This is a genomic window from Streptomyces sp. NPDC048441 (assembly GCF_043200235.1).
Classification (GTDB): domain Bacteria; phylum Actinomycetota; class Actinomycetes; order Streptomycetales; family Streptomycetaceae; genus Streptomyces.
Window position 1 is genome coordinate 215,933 of the sequence record NZ_JBICXM010000003.1, and the last position, 15,011, is coordinate 230,943.

Below are 15,011 nucleotides of genomic sequence, written 5' to 3' on the forward strand. Positions count from 1 at the left end.
ATCGGGCAGTGACCACCACACAACCGCCGTCCCAGCCGCCCGCCCAGAACCCGCCGCCGGACCCGCACGGCCACTCCCACAACCACGGCCCGGCCGCGCCCGTCTCCAAGCATCTGCGCAAGGTCATCGCCGCCGTGCTGATCCCTTTCGCCGTGGCGGTCGTCGTAGGACTCGCGGTGCTCTGGCCCGGCGGCGCGCCCGCCCATGAGCGCACCGGAGTCGGCTTCGACCGGCAGACCCAGTCGGCCACGGTGACGAAGCTGCAGGAGCTCCCCTGCTCGGACGTGAACGCCTCACAGACCCCGCCCAACGGCGACACCTCCACCGCTGAGGGCCAGTCCGCGCAGTCCCGGGCGAAGGGCACCTGCAAGAAGGCCACGATCGAGGTGACGAGCGGCAAGGAGAAGGGCCGCACCTTCACCGAGATCGTCCAGCCGGACTCACCGCGGCAGTTGAGGCAGGGCCAGCAGGTGGTGGTCGCCTATGAGCCCAAGGCTCCCGACGCGCTGCAGTACTCGGTCACCGATGTGAACCGGAAGTTCCCCATGGCGCTGCTCGCCGGGATCTTCGCCCTCGCCGTCGTCGTGGTGGGCCGGCTGCGCGGCATCATGGCTCTGGTCGCACTGGCGTTGAGCTTCCTCGTCCTCACCTTCTTCATCCTTCCCGCGATCCTCCAGGGATCGAATCCGCTGGTCGTGGCGGTGATCGGGGCCAGCGCGATCATGCTGATCGCGCTCTATCTCTGCCACGGACTCACCGCGCGCACATCAGTGGCTGTCCTCGGCACGCTGATCTCTCTGCTCCTGATCGGGCTGCTCGGCTCGATCTTCATCGGCTGGGCCTCCCTCACCGGCAACACGGACGACAACACGGGCCTGATCCACGGCCTGTACCCGTCCATCGACATGAGCGGTCTGCTCCTCGCCGGCGTCATCATCGGCTCGCTCGGCGTGCTCGACGATGTGACCGTGACGCAGACCTCGGCGGTCTGGGAACTGCACCAGGCCGACCCCACCATGGGCTGGCGCGGCCTGTACCGCGCCGCCATCCGCATCGGCCGCGATCACATCGCCTCGGTCGTCAACACCCTCGTCCTGGCCTACGCGGGCGCCGCGCTGCCCCTGCTGCTGCTCTTCTCGATCGCCCAGAGCAGCGTGGGCACGGTGGCCAACAGCGAGCTGGTGGCCGAGGAGATCGTCCGCACCCTGGTCGGCTCGATCGGCCTGGTCGCCTCGGTCCCGGTGACGACCGCACTCGCGGCCCTCGTGGTCTCGGCCGACCGCGGGACCCCCACGGGCCGCGCGACCCGCGTGACAGCCACCCCAGGTGCTCCAGGTACTCCAAGCGCTCCCGCACCCGCACCCGCACCCGCCAAGCAGTCCCGCGGCGGCGGCGGGGGACGCCGCCGCAAGCACTGAGCCGCCGATGCCACGAAATGCACCAATATGCCAACCGGCTCCGTCCGTTGATCCGCAGGTCAGCCCGCGCTCTGCTCCTCGGCGAGGATCCGGTCCAGCGCCTCGTCCAGGTGCGTCTCGAAGTCGGCCAGTGCACGCTCCTGGCCCAGCGGCACCAGCTTGTCCGTACGGTCCAGGAAGGCGAGCAGCGGCGGGATGCCCACCCGGAACAGCGCCTGGTCCGCGCCGACCTGAAGCCTGATGAGGACCTCCTCGAGCAGCTCGGGATCGGTGGGCGCGATGCGCACGTCCCCGTCCCCGCACGCCCTGCCCACCCCGTCGATCAGCAGCTCGCGCCCGAAAGTCCAGGTCACGGGGGCGTCTCCGGGGAGGTGGAAGGTCAACCGGATGGCGTAGGGATCGCCGGTCTCATAGCTCAGTTCCACCGGGATACGGAACGACAGCTCCTCGGACACTAGGAAGTTCATCATGACCTCAGCCTGAACCGACTCGCGCATCGCCCGCCTACCCCGTCGCTAAACCTCGACTGGCCAGGAACCAACTCCCTGACACTCATGGCATCTTGCTTAACGTACACATCAGATCACAAGGAGTGAGTTTTCAGATGCTGATAGAGAAGGCAAGTGTCCCTAGTAGCTTTCCGATCTCACCTTGCAACCGCTCGGCTGCGGGCAGAAGCCGCTCAGCTTGGTAGGAGGGAACAGAAATGGCCATCGTGGCCGCTGTGTTACCCGCAGTGATCGGAATAGCGGCGCAGACCGTTCCCAACGCGTACTCCTGCCGCTCCACCACGGGCCGCATCCGCCCCATCCCGTTCAGGCGGCGCATGAGGCTCCGGTCGTCACGGACCGAGTACCGAGTGATCGATTGCACGGGATAGCGGTCGAGGTGGTCCTGCCGCTGTTCGTCGTCGAGTTGGGCGAGCAGACACTGCCCGATCGCATGAGCGTGGCCGGTCTCGCGGAAGTCGGCCCACTCCTCCACCGCCGGATTCCCCGGCGTGTCCGCGACAGCCACGACCTCGATCTCGCCCTCGCGGTAGACGGCGAAGTACACCGGTACGCCGATGGCGTCGCGCCAGTGCTCCAGGGCCTCGCCGATCATGCCGCGACGATTCTGCTGTGCCCCGCTGGCGCTCATTCGCTCGGCCGCCTCGCCGAGCACGAACACGCCCTTCTCCCGGCGCAGATAGCCTTCGTGCGTCAACGTGCGCAGCAGGTGATAGGCCGTGGGAAGCGCCAGCCCTGCCTCTCGGGCCAACTGCTTGGCGGGTGCCCCCTCCTGGTGCGAGGAGGCGGCCTCAAGGAGCCGTATCGCCCGCTGCACAGAGCCAATGAGGGTCGGCGCGGCGACAGTTGCGGCCGTGACCGTTGGCGACCCCCTGAAGGAGGGCTCGTTGGACGAAGTGTCGGCGGGTGTGGTGTCAACCGTGGCCAAGGTTCACTCCCGAAACGCGTGGGGTGTTCCACCCGTGCCCGGGGTTACGCGGGTGGGGGCGCAGTGCGCCCGAGCGGGGTTCGCCCCGTCGGTTTTCGGACTCTAACCCTTGGCCACCGATCTAAGGCGTCTCGGCAGGAAACTTCCCCCGCCCGAGCTAACAGTTGCGAGAAGTCACCAACCGCTGCGCGAAGAGGTCGAGCCGGTTATGAACTTCCGTACGACGTAGATCAGTCCGCCCACGATCGCCACGAAAATCAGCGCCTTGAACAACAGACCGACCACGAATCCCACGACGGTCGCTATCAAACCGCCGAACACGACCAGGGCGATGATCGGCACCGCGATCCACTTCACCCACCACGGCAATCCCGAGAAGATCTCCTGCGCTGCCATCGTCCCTTACCTCTCTTTGATCTCTGGTCTCTGCATCTCCGCATCTCTGCGTCTCTGCATCTCTGACTTCCTGCATCCGATGCTAGAGCGGCCGAGGGCCCAACGGGGGCCTCGGATCCCTTGTCCTCCCCTGATCCGCCCCCTAGGGAACCCCGAGGTCCCAGCCCCGAGGAGTCAGCCTTCCGGCGGAGAGGAGCGTCCCTCGGCGCAGAGAATCAGCCCTCCGGCGGCGAGAAGACGACGAGTACCCGCAGGTCCTCGCTGATGTGGTGGAACTTGTGGGCCGCGCCCGCGGGCACGTACACCACGCTGCCACGCGCGACTTGGGTGGTCTCCATGCCGACCGTGATCGACGCCCGGCCACTGACGATCATGTACACCTCGTCCTGCTGGTGAGGCTGCTGCGGGTCGGACTCCCCGGCGTCGAGCGCGTACAGCCCGACCGACATGTTCCGCTCGCGCAGAAACTGCAGGTACGCGCCGTCGTTCGCCGCGCGCTCCGTCTCCAGTTCATCCAGCCGGAATGCCTTCATCGTCCTCGTACGCCCCTTGCCCCAGCTCGCGAGCCGACCGCTCTGGTCGTCCGTCTGCCACGATCAGACACATGAAGAATTTCGTAGTCAAGACGATCGCCAACGCGGCGGCCCTGGCGGTCGCCGTATGGCTCCTCGACAAGATCACCCTGGGCGGCGACAGCACGGGCAAGAAGACCCTCACGCTGATCGTCGTCGCCCTGCTCTTCGGCCTGGTGAACTTCCTGGTCAAGCCGATCGTGAAGGTGCTCACCTTCCCTCTGTTCATCCTGACCCTCGGTTTGATCACACTCGTGGTCAACGCCCTGATGCTGCTGCTCACCTCGTGGCTCGCCGACAAGTTCGACGTCAGCTTCCACGTCGACGGGTTCTGGACCGCCGTCCTGGGCGGCCTGATCATCTCGGTCGTGTCCTGGGCGCTGAACGTCGTCCTGCCCGACGACAAGGACTGAGCCCCGCCAGATGCCCTTCTCCGTGTGTTTCGTCTGTACCGGCAACATCTGCCGGTCCCCCATGGCCGAATCCGTCTTCCGTGCGCGGCTCGACGATGCCGGGCTCGGGGGCCTGGTCCAGGTGGACAGTGCGGGCACCGACGGCTGGCACGAGGGGGACGGCGCCGACCCGCGCACCGTCGCCGTCCTGGAGGCGGCGGGCTACGAGGGCGATCACGTGGCACGCCGCTTCCAGGTCTCCTGGTTCTCGCGGCTCGACCTGGTGATCGCCCTCGACACCGGCCATCTGCGTACGCTCCGCCGCCTCGCGCCCACTCCGGCGGACGCGGACAAGGTGCGGCTGCTGCGCTCGTACGACCCCACGGCCACCGACCTGGGCACCCTGCACGACCTGGACGTTCCCGACCCGTACTACGGGGACGCCGACGGGTTCGAGGCGTGCCTGAGAATGGTGGAGGCGGCGAGCGACGGACTGCTCGACGCCGTACGCGAAAAGATGGAAGGGCGGGCAGCATGACGGACTCCGCGGGAATAGGTGACGGCACGAGAGCGGTGCGGGCAGGGCTTCCCGAACCGGTGAAGCACGAGCCGACCCTTCCGGGCCCGGTGTTCGCGGCGCACTTCCACCTGCCGGGCGATCCCACCGGGCCGTACACCTACGGTCGGGACGACAACCCCACCTGGACGCTGCTGGAACAGGCCATCGGCGAGCTCGAGGCGCCTGGCGGCGACGTCGAGACCCTCGTCTTCGCCTCCGGCATGGCCGCGATCTCGGCGGTGCTCTTCTCGCAGCTGCGCGCCGGTGACGCGGTGGTCCTGCCGGACGACGGCTATCAGGCGCTGCCCCTGGTCAGGGAGCAGCTCACCGCGTACGGCATCGAGGTGCGCACCGCCCCGACCGGCGGCGACGCCCAGCTCGATGTCCTGGACGGGGCCAAGCTGCTGTGGATCGAGACGCCGTCGAACCCGGGCCTCGACGTGTGCGACGTGCGGCGCCTCGCCGACGCGGCACACGCGCGTGGAGCCCTTGTCGCGGTCGACAACACCCTGGCCACGCCGCTGGGGCAGCGCCCTCTCGAGCTCGGCGCCGACTTCTCCGTGGCCAGCGGCACCAAGATGCTCACCGGCCATGGCGACATCCTTCTTGGGTACGTTGCCTGCCGCGACGCGGAGCTGACCGCTTCCGTGCGGCGCTGGCGCAAGATCGTCGGGGCGATTCCGGGACCGATGGAGGCCTGGCTCGCACACCGTTCGCTCGCCACGCTCCAGCTGCGCGCCGAGCGGCAGAACGCCAACGCCCTGCTGCTCGCCGAAGCGCTGCGCGGCCGCGGTGAGGTCACCGGGCTCCGCTATCCGGGACTGCCCGACGACCCCTCGTACAAGATCGCCTCGCAGCAGATGCGGCGCTTCGGGTGCGTGGTCTCGTTCACGCTTCCTACGCGCGCGCGTGCCGACCGCTTTCTCGACTCGCTGCGTCTGGTCGACGACGCGACGAGTTTTGGTGGCGTACGTTCCACCGCCGAGCGGCGTGGACGCTGGGGCGGGGACGCCGTCCCAGAGGGCTTCATCCGTCTCTCCGCCGGATCCGAGGACCCCGATGACCTGGTGGCGGATGTGCTGCGCGCGCTGGACGAGTCGGCGGACTGACGGCTTCCGGCGCCGCGAACCACTCCCGGCCGGCTCCGGACCAGTTCCCGGACGGCTCCGAGCTCGTACCGAACTACGCAGAACGAACGGCCCGAGCCTCCCCCCTCGTGGCTCGGACCGTTCCGGTTCTGCGCGCGAAGAACCGCGCGAACAAGGCTAGTTGACTCTGTGTCAGTGTCCAATCACAGTAGCGACAGAGACCTATCGACATATTTATAGTTGGGCACGGATCGCTGATCGCGGACCCGGAGCGCGGCCCACGGACCGGGAGGGAAGGGTGCTGGCATGGATCTGGCCCTGCTTCGCACGTTCGTGACCGTGCACCGGGCCGGTTCCTTCACCCGCGCGGCCGCCCTGCTCGGCCTCTCGCAGCCCGCCGTGACCTCGCAGATACGCACCCTTGAGCGGCAGTTGGGTCGCCCCCTGTTCCTGCGCCAGGCGCGCGGCGTGACGGCCACGACCATCGGGGACGAACTCGCCCACAAGGCCGCGCCGCATCTGGACGCCCTGGTGGAGATCGCCGAGACCGGGCTCGACGAGGACTCTTCGGTACGCACCCTTCACCTCGCGGGGCCACCGGAGTTCACAGCAGCCCGCGCCCTGCCCGCTCTCACCGCGCTGACCGGACAGGACGGCCAGGGCTTCGCGCTGCGTGCCTCGTTCGGCAACGCGGAGGAGGTGCTCGAAGGGCTCTCCGCGGGGCATCACGATCTGGCCATCACCACGGACCGGCCGCGCGGTGCGCTACTCACCGCGACTCCACTCTGCGACGAGGAGCACGTCCTGGTCGCGGGCCCTAGCTTTGCCGCCCGTATCGGCCCCGGAAAGCTGCGCCGCAAGGGCGCCTCAGCGCTGGAGAACCTGCCGGTGGTGGAGGTGCACGAGTCGCTGCCGCTGGTCGCCCGCTACTGGGCGGCCGTCTTCGACACCCGTCCGGCCGCATCGGGCGCCGTGATTGTGCCGGACCTTCGAGCGGTGCTCGCCTGTGTAGCCACCGGCGCGGGTCTCGCCGTGCTGCCCCGCTACCTGTGCGCGCCCGCTCTGGAGAAGGGGGAGGTCGTGGCCCTGCTGGACCCGGCGGTGCCCCCGCTGCGTACATATTTCCTCGTCGTACGCACCGGCACGCTCGCGATGCCGCATATCGCGCGGGCGCACGAGTGGCTGTTGCGCGCTGCCGTCGATTGGGCTTGAGCAAGGCTTCGACTGGTTCACGATGTTTCACGTGGAACAGTCCGGGCCACATTTCTCCCATGACCGTCCGACCCGTGGTCAAGCGCACCGCACGCGCCGTCCTGCTCGATGGCGACGACCTGATCCTGATCAAGCGGACCAAACCAGGTGTCGATCCCTACTGGCTCACCCCCGGCGGAGGTGTGGAGGCGGATGACGCGACCGTCGTCGACGCGCTCCATCGCGAGGTTCACGAGGAGCTCGGCGCCAAGATCTCCGACGTGGTGCCCTGCTTCGTGGACACCGTCGAGCACATCGGCGAGGACGGTGGCGCGACCGGCGTAAAGGTGCAGCACTTCTTCGTCTGCCGACTGGAGTCCATGGACGCCTCGCTGCGGCACGGACCCGAAATGGAGGAGCCCTGCGGCGAGTACGAGATCGTCCACGTGCCCTTCACCCGGGTCGGGATCGCCTCCGTCCATCTCGTACCACTCTCCCTGCGGCACTACCTGGACGGCAACATCGAGGGCGTACGCGCGATGCACGCGCCCGACCTGGGCTGATGTCCCGGAGGGTCAGTGATCCCTGAAGGCCGGTGATCCCTGAAGGCCGGTGATCCCTGAGGATCAGTCGCCCGCAGCGACCAGTTCCTCCACGGAGTCGTGGCGGATCCGGCCGGCCGGGATGCCGATGTCCCGCAGGGCGTCCACACCGCTGCGGATCATGCCGGGCGGGCCCGAGAGGTAGGCGTCGTACTCGTTCCAGGGGCCGTACTCGCGGATGGCGTCCGGGAATTGGGCGTGGTCGTCGATGACCGGGCGGACCGCGAGCCAGGGATGGGTCTGCTGGAGCCGCAGCATCGTGTCGATGTCGTACAGGTCATGGTCGGTGCGGGCGCCGTAGAAGACCTCCATCGGCCGCCGTTCGCCATGCTCGGCGACGTCCTCGACCAGCGCCTTGATGGGCGCGATGCCGGTGCCACCCCCCAGACAGAGCAGCCCGCTGTTGCTGGTGTGGTCGACAGTCATCGAACCGGCGGGCGCACCGAGGCGCAGCACATCACCCGGGCGGGCGTGGTGCACAAGGGCGTTGGAGACCCAGCCCGCAGGGACGGCCTTCACGTGGAAGGAGAGCAGCCCGTCGGAGCGGGGCGCCGACGCGAACGAATAGTGCCGCCAGATCCGCGGCCACCAAGGCGTCTCCAGGCTCGTGTACTGCCCCGCGAGGAAGGGGTAGGGCTGATCGGGGCGGACGGTGACGACAGCGATGTCAGGCGTCCTGAGGTCGTGCGAGACGACCTCGGCGAACCACCAGGCGGGGGCACGCAGTTCATCCGCGGCAGCCGCGTCGATCATGATCTGGGAGATCGTCGTGTACGTCCGGACCCAGGCGGCCTCGGTCTCGTTGTCCCAGGTCGTGCTCGCATACCGGCTGAGCGAGCCGATCAGACACTCGCCCACGGCTGGGTAGTGCTCGGGCTGTGTGCCGTACTTGCGGTGCCCACGGCCGAGGTTCTTCAAGTACGCGGTGAGGACATCGGAGTTGTCGATGTTCTCGGCCGCGGTCAGCAGCGCCTTGAGCAGCCGGTCGCGCTGGGTGTCCATCGCGGCGGGGAACAGGGGCCGCAGATCGGGGTGCCGGGTGAAGAGCAGGGCGTAGAAGTACGAGGTCACCTTGTCGGCGACGGGGCCGACTTCGGCCATGGTGCGCTGGACGAGGATCGCGTCGGGCGAGCCCTTGGGGGAGGGGCGCGGCTGCGGTTCTGGCCGTGACTGCGGCTGTGCCTGCGGCTGCGGCTGCTCCTGTGGTTCGGGCTGGCGCTGTGTACGCGGCTCCGGCTGGCCCTGCGTACGCGGTTCGGGGCGGTGCTGCGGATGCTGCCGCGGTTCCGGTACGCGCTCCGGGCGCGGTTCGGGCTGCGGTGCTGCGGGCTGCGCTTCCGGGGCCCTGGTGGCGCCTCTCGCCGCTGCCGGGGCGGTTCCCGGGGCTGCCGCTGCCGTGGCGGCCGGTATTCGCTCATCGGCGGCACGCTGAGGCGCGGGCTCGGGGGTCGGCGTGGGCGTAGGCGTCGGCGTGGGCGTCGGCGTGGGCGTCGGCGTCGGCCCAGGACGGCCCTCCGGGGAATCGGCTGAAGCGGCGCCCGCGGGCACCGCGCCGGGCCTGCCCAGAGGACGTATGGCGGCCACTCGACGCCCCTCGGTCGCGTCGGGCTCGCCGCCCTCGGGCCGTGCCGGCTCGCTGCCTTCCGGCGTTTTGGGTGCCTTGCGTGGGGTGAACCAGCCGCCCCCACCGCCGCTGTCGCCGGAAGTTCCGTCGCCCGCCGACGTGGTGGTCGGAGCGTCCATGCTGTGCCTCGCCTCGAACATCTCTCAGTCGGTCCGCGCCACTTCCCTGAAGGAAGCTGCTTACTTTCCCCGCTCTGCCTCGGCAGCCAATGTGCCCCGCATTCAACCTCGAATTCCGGACCCTACGGACAAGTAGGTAAGAAGTGTGACATTGGCCGCAGTCATCTCACCGCAGCGTCCCACCCATCACCGTCACACCGGTCGCATAACGGAAAGTTCAGGTCTTCGATCTCTTCGCCCCGTTAGGCTGCGTTGACCTCCGTTCGCGCCCCCAGGGGTGCGCTGCGATGCACCCGGCGCGAACCGGACTCGACCATACCGGCAGCCGTCCTGCACACAAGTCCCACCTTCTTCACCTGGAATTCGGTGGACCGCACCCGCCAATTACCCCAATTACTGGGCGCCCCGCACCAATTCATACGCCTTACGCAGATCCCGCCCGACATAAGAGTGGGTAGCGAGCCCGACCAGCCGCTGATCCGCATTGACAGCAACCGAAACAGGCACCGCGCCGAACAGCTCCAGGTCCGAGAGCGAGTCGCCATAAGCGACACAATCGGACCGCCCCACCCCGAACTCTTCACAGAGCCGGTCCGCGATCTTCACCTTGGCCGCGGCATTGAGAATGCCCGCAGGATTCACCGGCTCGGTGAACGGCACGGAGGGGAAAATCGAGCCATACGCGGCGTGCGCGCCCCACCCGAGCAGCCGCTCCACGAAGAACGACGGCGACAGCGAGATCACGGCGCAGTAGTCGCCGCCCTCGCGGATCTCGGCCCAGGTGTCCCGGATCCCCGTGAGCCAGGGCGCCTCCTCGAAAGCCGCCGTCACTTGCGCGTCCGTGAGGTCCGCCCACAGGCCGTGCACACGGACCGCGTACTGGGGCGGGTCGATCCGCTGCGCCACGAAGTCCCGCTCCAGCTCGGCGATCTCCGCGCCCAGGCCCAGCTGCCGGGATATCTCCACGGGGGCCGCCGTGCCATGCAGCAGCGTGCCGTCCAGGTCAAAGAGGTGAAGGCGTGCCATGTACGCCGAGGCTAGTACCCGCGGTTACTCCCGCTGTCAGACGCCTTCGGGCACCGCTCCGGGCACCGTGTTTCACGTGAAACTAAGCCGCCCCGCTCGCCGGGCCACCCTCGTCGTCCATGTCACCGCCGCAGCGGGCTGGCTCGGGCTCACGCTCGGTCTGCTTGCCCTCGCCTTCGCGGCCGTCACCACCGATTCCCTCCCGACCACCGAAGCCGCGGCCCGCTCCATGAAGCTCTTCGCCGACTGGCTGGTGCTTCCGCTCGCGCTGCTCACACTGCTGAGCGGTCTCCTGCTGTCGCTCGGCACCCCCTGGGGACTTGCCAAGCACCGCTGGGTCTACGCGAAATTCTGGCTGACCCTGGCCACCACCGCCGCGTCGGCCTTCGCCCTGCGTCCGGGCATCAACGACACTGTGGCCACCGTCTCCGCGGGCTCCCCGGTGACAGATCCGACCGACCTGATCGCCGGGCCCATCGTCTCGCTGAGCGCCTACCTCTTCATGATGGTCATCTCAGTTCTCAAGCCCTGGGGCCTGACCCGCCGTGGCCGGAAGCAGCGGAACCATCAGCCACGCGCTCGAAGCACTCGAAACCAAAAGCCAGATGCTTCTGCCCACAAACCGGTGGACGCCGAGGACCTGCGTCAGACAGCCTGACCCGAGTGTCGACACCTTCCCTCTCCACACTGCCCATCCGCCGACTGAGCCTCCGCGATCTCAGCGCCTGCGCCGACCTGTCGCAGGATCGCGGCTGGCCACGCGAGGACCATAAATGGGGGCTTCTACTCTCGGCCGGCAGGGGCTACGGCATCGACGACCCCGCCGGTGACGGCCTCATCGCCGCCTGCGTGGTGACCGAATACGGACCGCAGGAGCGCCCTGGCCTCGGAGCGATCGGCATGGTCCTCGTCGCCGAGCGACATGCCCGCAAGGGCCTCGGTCGCCGCCTCATGCAGTACGTGATCGAGGGTGCGGGCACCACCCCGCTCACGCTCCACGCGACACCGAACGGCCGCCCTCTCTACGAGCAGCTCGGCTTCAAGACCACCGGCCGCGCCGAGATGGTCCGCGGCCGGTTCACCCCCGGCGGCCCGCTGCCGGAGGTCACCACCCGGTCGGCGAACGCGGAGGACCTGCCCGCGATCATCCGGCTCGACAACGAGGTCTTCGGCCTCGACCGTACGCACATGATCACTCGCCTCCCGGCCTTCGTCGACCAGCTGCGGGTCGCGGAGGCGGACGGCGCGATCACCGGCTACGCGGGGGCCTGGCCGAACATGGAGACCTATGTCATCGGCCCCTTGATCGCCCGGGACACGGAGACGGCCAAGGCTCTCATCAGCTCGCTCGCCGCCGGCTCGGACCGACCGCTGCGTACCGACATCGACGTACGCCATGAAGAGCTTCTCGCCTGGGTGAAGGAGCGCGGCCTCGAACCGATCGCCTTCAACGCTGTGATGACGCACGGCATCCCGGAGCTGCCCGGCGACTGGACGCGGCGCTTCGCACCGCTGACGGTGGCTGCGGGCTGACTCCGGGACGCCGTACGTCCTGGGTGATGAGCGAGGGCTAGATGAGCGAGGGCTGGGCGAGCGCCGCTTCCACAGCCGCCGACGCGAACCCGTGGTCCTGCTCAGGCGCCCCGCCGCCGACACCGATGGCGCCGATCAGGCGGCCGTCGCGGTGGACCGGGATGCCGCCCGCGATGAAGAGCAGCGGGCGGTCGAGGGCGGTGGGCAGGGTGTGGAAGGGGCCTTCGGGCTTGACCAGGTCGACGAGGTCGGCGGTCGGGGCGCCCAGCTGAAGCGCGGTGTACGCCTTGCGGGTGCTCGTCTCGCCGGAGATCAGCACGGCTCGGTCGTCGCGCCGGAAGGCGAGCAGATGGCCGCCCGCGTCGAGGACGGTGACGCTGACCGTGACATCGGCGGCCTCGGCCGCGCGGCGGGCGGCGTTGACGAGTGCCTCGGCGTCCTGCGTGGTCAGCGGGGCGACGGCGGGGGTGGCGGTGCTCATGAGGTTTCTCCTTGTGCGGTGGTGCTTGTGCTGGGGGTTCGGGCGGGGCAGTGGCGGAGGAGGTCAGTGGCGGAGGAGGTCAGTGGTGGACGGGCGTCGCCTGTTCGACGGGGGCCACACCCGCGACGACCAGGCTCGGAGCGGCCGAGCGGCGCTCCAGAGTGGCCGAGACGACGGCCAGGACAAGTGCGGAACCGGCGAGGACCACGCCCACCCAGTTCGGGGCGGTGTAGCCGAGGCCTGCCGAGATCACGAGACCGCCGAGCCAGGCAGAGAGCGCGTTGCCGAGGTTGAAGGCGCCGATGTTCATGGCCGAGGCGAGCGTGGGCGCGCCGGAGGCCTGGTCGAGCACCCTCTTCTGCAACGGCGGCACGGTAGCGAAGCCCAGGGCGCCGATCAGCGTGATGGTCACGGCTGCCGCGATCTTGTTGTGCGCGGTGAGGGTGAAGAGGGCGAGCACGACGGCCAGCGAGCTCAGTGAGATGTAGAGCAGCGGCATCAGGGCGCGGTCGGCGAACTTTCCACCGATCAGGTTGCCGGCGACCATGCCGAGGCCGAAGAGGACGAGAAGCCAGGTCACGGAGGAGTCCGCGTAGCCGGCGACGTCCGTCATCATCGGGGCGAGGTAGGTGACGGCCGCGAAGACACCGCCGAAGCCGAGGATCGTCATCGCCATGGCGAGCAGCACTTGTACGTTGCGGAACGCGGCCAGCTCATGGCGCAGCCGTACGCCTTCGGGCTTGGGAAGGTCCGGCACGAGCTTGGCGATGCCGATCAGACCGATGACGCCGAGCCCCGCGACGATGGCGAAGGTGATCCGCCAGCCGAGGGTCTGCCCGACGAGCGTGCCGAGCGGCACACCGACCACATTGGCCACGGTGAGGCCCGTGAACATCATGGCGATCGCTCCGGCCTTCTTCTGCGGTGCGACCAGTTCGGCCGCGACGACCGACCCGATACCGAAGAACGCACCGTGGGCCAGCGAGGCGACGACACGGCCCGCCAGCATGACGCCGAAGACCGGTGCCACGGCGGAGAGCAGATTGCCCGCGATGAACAGGCCCATGAGCAGCATCAGCATCCGCTTGCGCGAGATGCGGGTGCCGAGGACGGTCATCAGGGGAGCGCCGAGTACGACGCCGAGTGCGTAGCCGGTCACGAGGAGGCCGGCCGTGGGGATGGAAACGCCGAAGTCACCCGCGACCTCAGGGAGCAGTCCCATGATCACGAACTCTGTGGTCCCGATTCCGAAGGCCCCGATCGCGAGGGCCAGTAGCGCGAGAGGCATGGTTCTACCTTCCAAGACGGTTGCAGGTGCGCTTAGCTTGCGTCCACAATAGTTGCACACGCGGGTTAATTGCAACCGCCGGATATTGCACTGGTGGACTATCCTGGTTCGCAGTAGCTCCGGGACGGAGGAACAAGAGCCATGACAGCGACGGACCCCGCACTGACCGCCCTTGCGCAGGGCTGGTGCGCGCTCTCCCTGCTCCACGGGAAGATCGAGACCCACATCGAGCGCGCCCTTCAGGCCAAGCACGACCTGAGCGTGCGCGAGTACTCCCTCCTTGATGTCCTCAGCCGCCAGCACGACGGAGAGGGCGGCCATCTGCAGATGAAGCAGGTCGCCGATGCCGTCGTGCTCAGCCAGAGCGCCACCACGCGCCTGGTCACCCGGCTCGAGGACCGCGGGCTGCTCTCCCGCTACCTGTGCCCCACCGACCGCCGGGGCATCTACACCGACGTCAGCGAAGCGGGCGCCGCGCTCCTGGCCGAGGCACGCCCCACCAATGACGCCGCACTGCGCGAAGCACTCGACGAGGCGGCACTGAACCCGGAGCTCGTACCGCTGGTCAGGGCAGTGGAAGCGGTGCGGGTCCCTGCATAGGCTTCGCCTCATGGGAGACCTTGAGATACGCCCGGCGATCGCCGACGACATTCCCGCCATCGTGGAGATGCTCGCCGACGACCCTCTGGGCAGCACGCGGGAGTCGCCGGACGACCTCACTCCGTACCTCACCGCGTACGAGCGCCTTGCCACTGACCCGAATCAGCACGTGGTCGTCGCCGTACGCGAGGGACGCGTCGTCGGCACACTCCAGCTCACGATCGTTCCTGGCCTGTCCCGCAAGGGTGCGACGCGGTCGATCATCGAAGGCGTACGGATCCACGCCGACGAGCGCGGCAGTGGCCTCGGCACCTGCTTCATCGAGTGGGCCGTCGATGAATCCCGGCGCCAGGACTGCCAGTTGGTACAGCTGACCTCCGATGTCACCCGCACCGACGCCCGGCGCTTCTATGAGCGGCTCGGGTTCACGGCATCGCATGTGGGCTTCAAGCTGCAGCTCTGACTGGGCCTCTGACTGCACCGCTGAGACTGCACCTCTAAGCTGCCGCTGGCTGTCGCACCGGTGGTGGGGGGGGGGGGGGGGGGGGGGGGGGGGGGGGGGGGGGGGGGGGGCCGGCGCGGGGGGGGGGGGGGGGGCCCCCCCCCCCGCCCGGGGGGGGGGGGGGGGGGGGGGGCTGGCGCCGCTGGGTCACGGGTGGGTGGGTGGGAATGATCCGCCGCGAAG

At 68.8% G+C, this 15,011-nt stretch carries 18 protein-coding genes; 10 read left to right on the forward strand and 8 right to left on the reverse strand.

Translation table 11 applies throughout. The features are described from left to right. Positions 1-8: 8 nt before the first annotated feature. Complete coding sequence (locus ACGFSB_RS08915; protein ID WP_393396255.1) at positions 9-1,418, forward strand: YibE/F family protein; 1,410 nt, start codon at positions 9-11, stop codon at positions 1,416-1,418. Positions 1,419-1,477: 59 nt separating this feature from the next. Here ACGFSB_RS08915 and ACGFSB_RS08920 read toward each other — a convergent pair whose 3' ends face one another. The 4 genes from ACGFSB_RS08920 to ACGFSB_RS08935 all read right to left on the reverse strand — a co-directional run bounded on the left by ACGFSB_RS08920 (position 1,478) and on the right by ACGFSB_RS08935 (position 3,784). Then, a complete protein-coding gene (locus ACGFSB_RS08920; RefSeq protein ID WP_393396257.1) occupies positions 1,478-1,915 on the reverse strand; it encodes an SsgA family sporulation/cell division regulator in 438 nt (145 codons plus the stop codon). A gap of 103 nt (positions 1,916-2,018) precedes the next feature. Next, positions 2,019-2,744 (reverse strand): IclR family transcriptional regulator, encoded by a 726-nt coding sequence (locus ACGFSB_RS08925; protein WP_393397020.1) that lies wholly within the window; start codon positions 2,742-2,744, stop codon positions 2,019-2,021. 285 nt (positions 2,745-3,029) lie between these two features. Further along, complete coding sequence (locus tag ACGFSB_RS08930; protein ID WP_393396259.1) at positions 3,030-3,251, reverse strand: DUF5326 family protein; 222 nt, start codon at positions 3,249-3,251, stop codon at positions 3,030-3,032. Between the two features lie 215 nt (positions 3,252-3,466). Next, positions 3,467-3,784 carry a cupin domain-containing protein gene (locus ACGFSB_RS08935; protein ID WP_393396261.1) on the reverse strand — a complete coding sequence of 106 codons (318 nt, stop codon included), beginning with the start codon at positions 3,782-3,784 and terminating at the stop codon, positions 3,467-3,469. Between the two features lie 71 nt (positions 3,785-3,855). Here ACGFSB_RS08935 and ACGFSB_RS08940 point away from each other — a divergent pair, with 71 nt between their 5' ends. The 5 genes from ACGFSB_RS08940 (at position 3,856) to ACGFSB_RS08960 (ending at position 7,616) form a co-directional block, all read left to right on the forward strand. Then, the gene (locus tag ACGFSB_RS08940) at positions 3,856-4,236 is read left to right on the forward strand and encodes a phage holin family protein (protein ID WP_393396262.1); all 381 of its coding nucleotides are present in this window, start codon (positions 3,856-3,858) and stop codon (positions 4,234-4,236) included. Between the two features lie 10 nt (positions 4,237-4,246). Then, positions 4,247-4,753 carry a low molecular weight protein-tyrosine-phosphatase gene (locus tag ACGFSB_RS08945; RefSeq protein ID WP_393396264.1) on the forward strand — a complete coding sequence of 169 codons (507 nt, stop codon included), beginning with the start codon at positions 4,247-4,249 and terminating at the stop codon, positions 4,751-4,753. After that, complete coding sequence (locus ACGFSB_RS08950) at positions 4,750-5,883, forward strand: cystathionine gamma-lyase (RefSeq protein WP_393396266.1); 1,134 nt, start codon at positions 4,750-4,752, stop codon at positions 5,881-5,883. Before ACGFSB_RS08945 ends, ACGFSB_RS08950 begins: the two co-directional genes overlap by 4 nt. A 285-nt stretch (positions 5,884-6,168) precedes the next feature. After that, on the forward strand, positions 6,169-7,074 hold the full coding sequence (locus ACGFSB_RS08955; RefSeq protein ID WP_393396268.1) for a LysR family transcriptional regulator: 906 nt from the start codon (positions 6,169-6,171) through the stop codon (positions 7,072-7,074). Between the two features lie 59 nt (positions 7,075-7,133). After that, positions 7,134-7,616, forward strand: coding sequence for an NUDIX domain-containing protein (locus tag ACGFSB_RS08960; protein ID WP_393396270.1), 483 nt, complete (start codon positions 7,134-7,136; stop codon positions 7,614-7,616). 63 nt (positions 7,617-7,679) lie between these two features. Here the strand turns inward: ACGFSB_RS08960 and ACGFSB_RS08965 are convergent, their stop codons facing one another. Then, positions 7,680-9,398 carry a globin domain-containing protein gene (locus tag ACGFSB_RS08965; protein ID WP_393396272.1) on the reverse strand — a complete coding sequence of 573 codons (1,719 nt, stop codon included), beginning with the start codon at positions 9,396-9,398 and terminating at the stop codon, positions 7,680-7,682. 393 nt (positions 9,399-9,791) lie between these two features. Continuing rightward, positions 9,792-10,424 carry an HAD family hydrolase gene (locus ACGFSB_RS08970; protein WP_393396274.1) on the reverse strand — a complete coding sequence of 211 codons (633 nt, stop codon included), beginning with the start codon at positions 10,422-10,424 and terminating at the stop codon, positions 9,792-9,794. Between the two features lie 76 nt (positions 10,425-10,500). On the opposite strand from ACGFSB_RS08970, the gene ACGFSB_RS08975 reads away from it, so the two are divergent. Both ACGFSB_RS08975 and ACGFSB_RS08980 read left to right on the forward strand, forming a co-directional pair. Beyond that, a complete protein-coding gene (locus ACGFSB_RS08975) occupies positions 10,501-11,082 on the forward strand; it encodes a DUF2269 domain-containing protein (RefSeq protein ID WP_393396276.1) in 582 nt (193 codons plus the stop codon). Positions 11,083-11,087: 5 nt separating this feature from the next. After that, positions 11,088-11,957: a GNAT family N-acetyltransferase gene (locus tag ACGFSB_RS08980; RefSeq protein ID WP_393396278.1), complete on the forward strand. Its 870-nt coding sequence runs from the start codon at positions 11,088-11,090 to the stop codon at positions 11,955-11,957. A gap of 37 nt (positions 11,958-11,994) precedes the next feature. Here the strand turns inward: ACGFSB_RS08980 and ACGFSB_RS08985 are convergent, their stop codons facing one another. After that, positions 11,995-12,438, reverse strand: a complete 444-nt coding sequence (locus tag ACGFSB_RS08985; protein WP_393396280.1) for a heme-binding protein — start codon at positions 12,436-12,438, stop codon at positions 11,995-11,997. A gap of 79 nt (positions 12,439-12,517) precedes the next feature. Beyond that, positions 12,518-13,726 (reverse strand): MFS transporter, encoded by a 1,209-nt coding sequence (locus tag ACGFSB_RS08990; protein ID WP_393396282.1) that lies wholly within the window; start codon positions 13,724-13,726, stop codon positions 12,518-12,520. A 141-nt stretch (positions 13,727-13,867) separates the two neighbouring features. Here ACGFSB_RS08990 and ACGFSB_RS08995 point away from each other — a divergent pair, with 141 nt between their 5' ends. Then, the gene (locus tag ACGFSB_RS08995; RefSeq protein ID WP_393396284.1) at positions 13,868-14,326 is read left to right on the forward strand and encodes a MarR family winged helix-turn-helix transcriptional regulator; all 459 of its coding nucleotides are present in this window, start codon (positions 13,868-13,870) and stop codon (positions 14,324-14,326) included. Between the two features lie 10 nt (positions 14,327-14,336). Beyond that, positions 14,337-14,789, forward strand: a complete 453-nt coding sequence (locus ACGFSB_RS09000; RefSeq protein WP_393396286.1) for a GNAT family N-acetyltransferase — start codon at positions 14,337-14,339, stop codon at positions 14,787-14,789. Positions 14,790-15,011 lie beyond the last annotated feature (222 nt).

What these genes read in the sequence shown, in the direction of transcription:
- ACGFSB_RS08920 (WP_393396257.1), bottom strand. Translation starts at nt 1,915, where the DNA reads ATGCGCGAGTCGGTTCAGGCTGAGGTCATGATGAACTTCCTAGTGTCC.
- ACGFSB_RS08930 (WP_393396259.1), bottom strand. Translation starts at nt 3,251, where the DNA reads ATGGCAGCGCAGGAGATCTTCTCGGGATTGCCGTGGTGGGTGAAGTGG.
- ACGFSB_RS08935 (WP_393396261.1), bottom strand. Translation starts at nt 3,784, where the DNA reads ATGAAGGCATTCCGGCTGGATGAACTGGAGACGGAGCGCGCGGCGAAC.
- ACGFSB_RS08940 (WP_393396262.1), top strand. Translation starts at nt 3,856, where the DNA reads ATGAAGAATTTCGTAGTCAAGACGATCGCCAACGCGGCGGCCCTGGCG.
- ACGFSB_RS08945 (WP_393396264.1), top strand. Translation starts at nt 4,247, where the DNA reads ATGCCCTTCTCCGTGTGTTTCGTCTGTACCGGCAACATCTGCCGGTCC.
- ACGFSB_RS08950 (WP_393396266.1), top strand. Translation starts at nt 4,750, where the DNA reads ATGACGGACTCCGCGGGAATAGGTGACGGCACGAGAGCGGTGCGGGCA.
- ACGFSB_RS08955 (WP_393396268.1), top strand. Translation starts at nt 6,169, where the DNA reads ATGGATCTGGCCCTGCTTCGCACGTTCGTGACCGTGCACCGGGCCGGT.
- ACGFSB_RS08960 (WP_393396270.1), top strand. Translation starts at nt 7,134, where the DNA reads ATGACCGTCCGACCCGTGGTCAAGCGCACCGCACGCGCCGTCCTGCTC.
- ACGFSB_RS08965 (WP_393396272.1), bottom strand. Translation starts at nt 9,398, where the DNA reads ATGGACGCTCCGACCACCACGTCGGCGGGCGACGGAACTTCCGGCGAC.
- ACGFSB_RS08970 (WP_393396274.1), bottom strand. Translation starts at nt 10,424, where the DNA reads ATGGCACGCCTTCACCTCTTTGACCTGGACGGCACGCTGCTGCATGGC.
- ACGFSB_RS08985 (WP_393396280.1), bottom strand. Translation starts at nt 12,438, where the DNA reads ATGAGCACCGCCACCCCCGCCGTCGCCCCGCTGACCACGCAGGACGCC.
- ACGFSB_RS08990 (WP_393396282.1), bottom strand. Translation starts at nt 13,726, where the DNA reads ATGCCTCTCGCGCTACTGGCCCTCGCGATCGGGGCCTTCGGAATCGGG.
- ACGFSB_RS08995 (WP_393396284.1), top strand. Translation starts at nt 13,868, where the DNA reads ATGACAGCGACGGACCCCGCACTGACCGCCCTTGCGCAGGGCTGGTGC.
- ACGFSB_RS09000 (WP_393396286.1), top strand. Translation starts at nt 14,337, where the DNA reads ATGGGAGACCTTGAGATACGCCCGGCGATCGCCGACGACATTCCCGCC.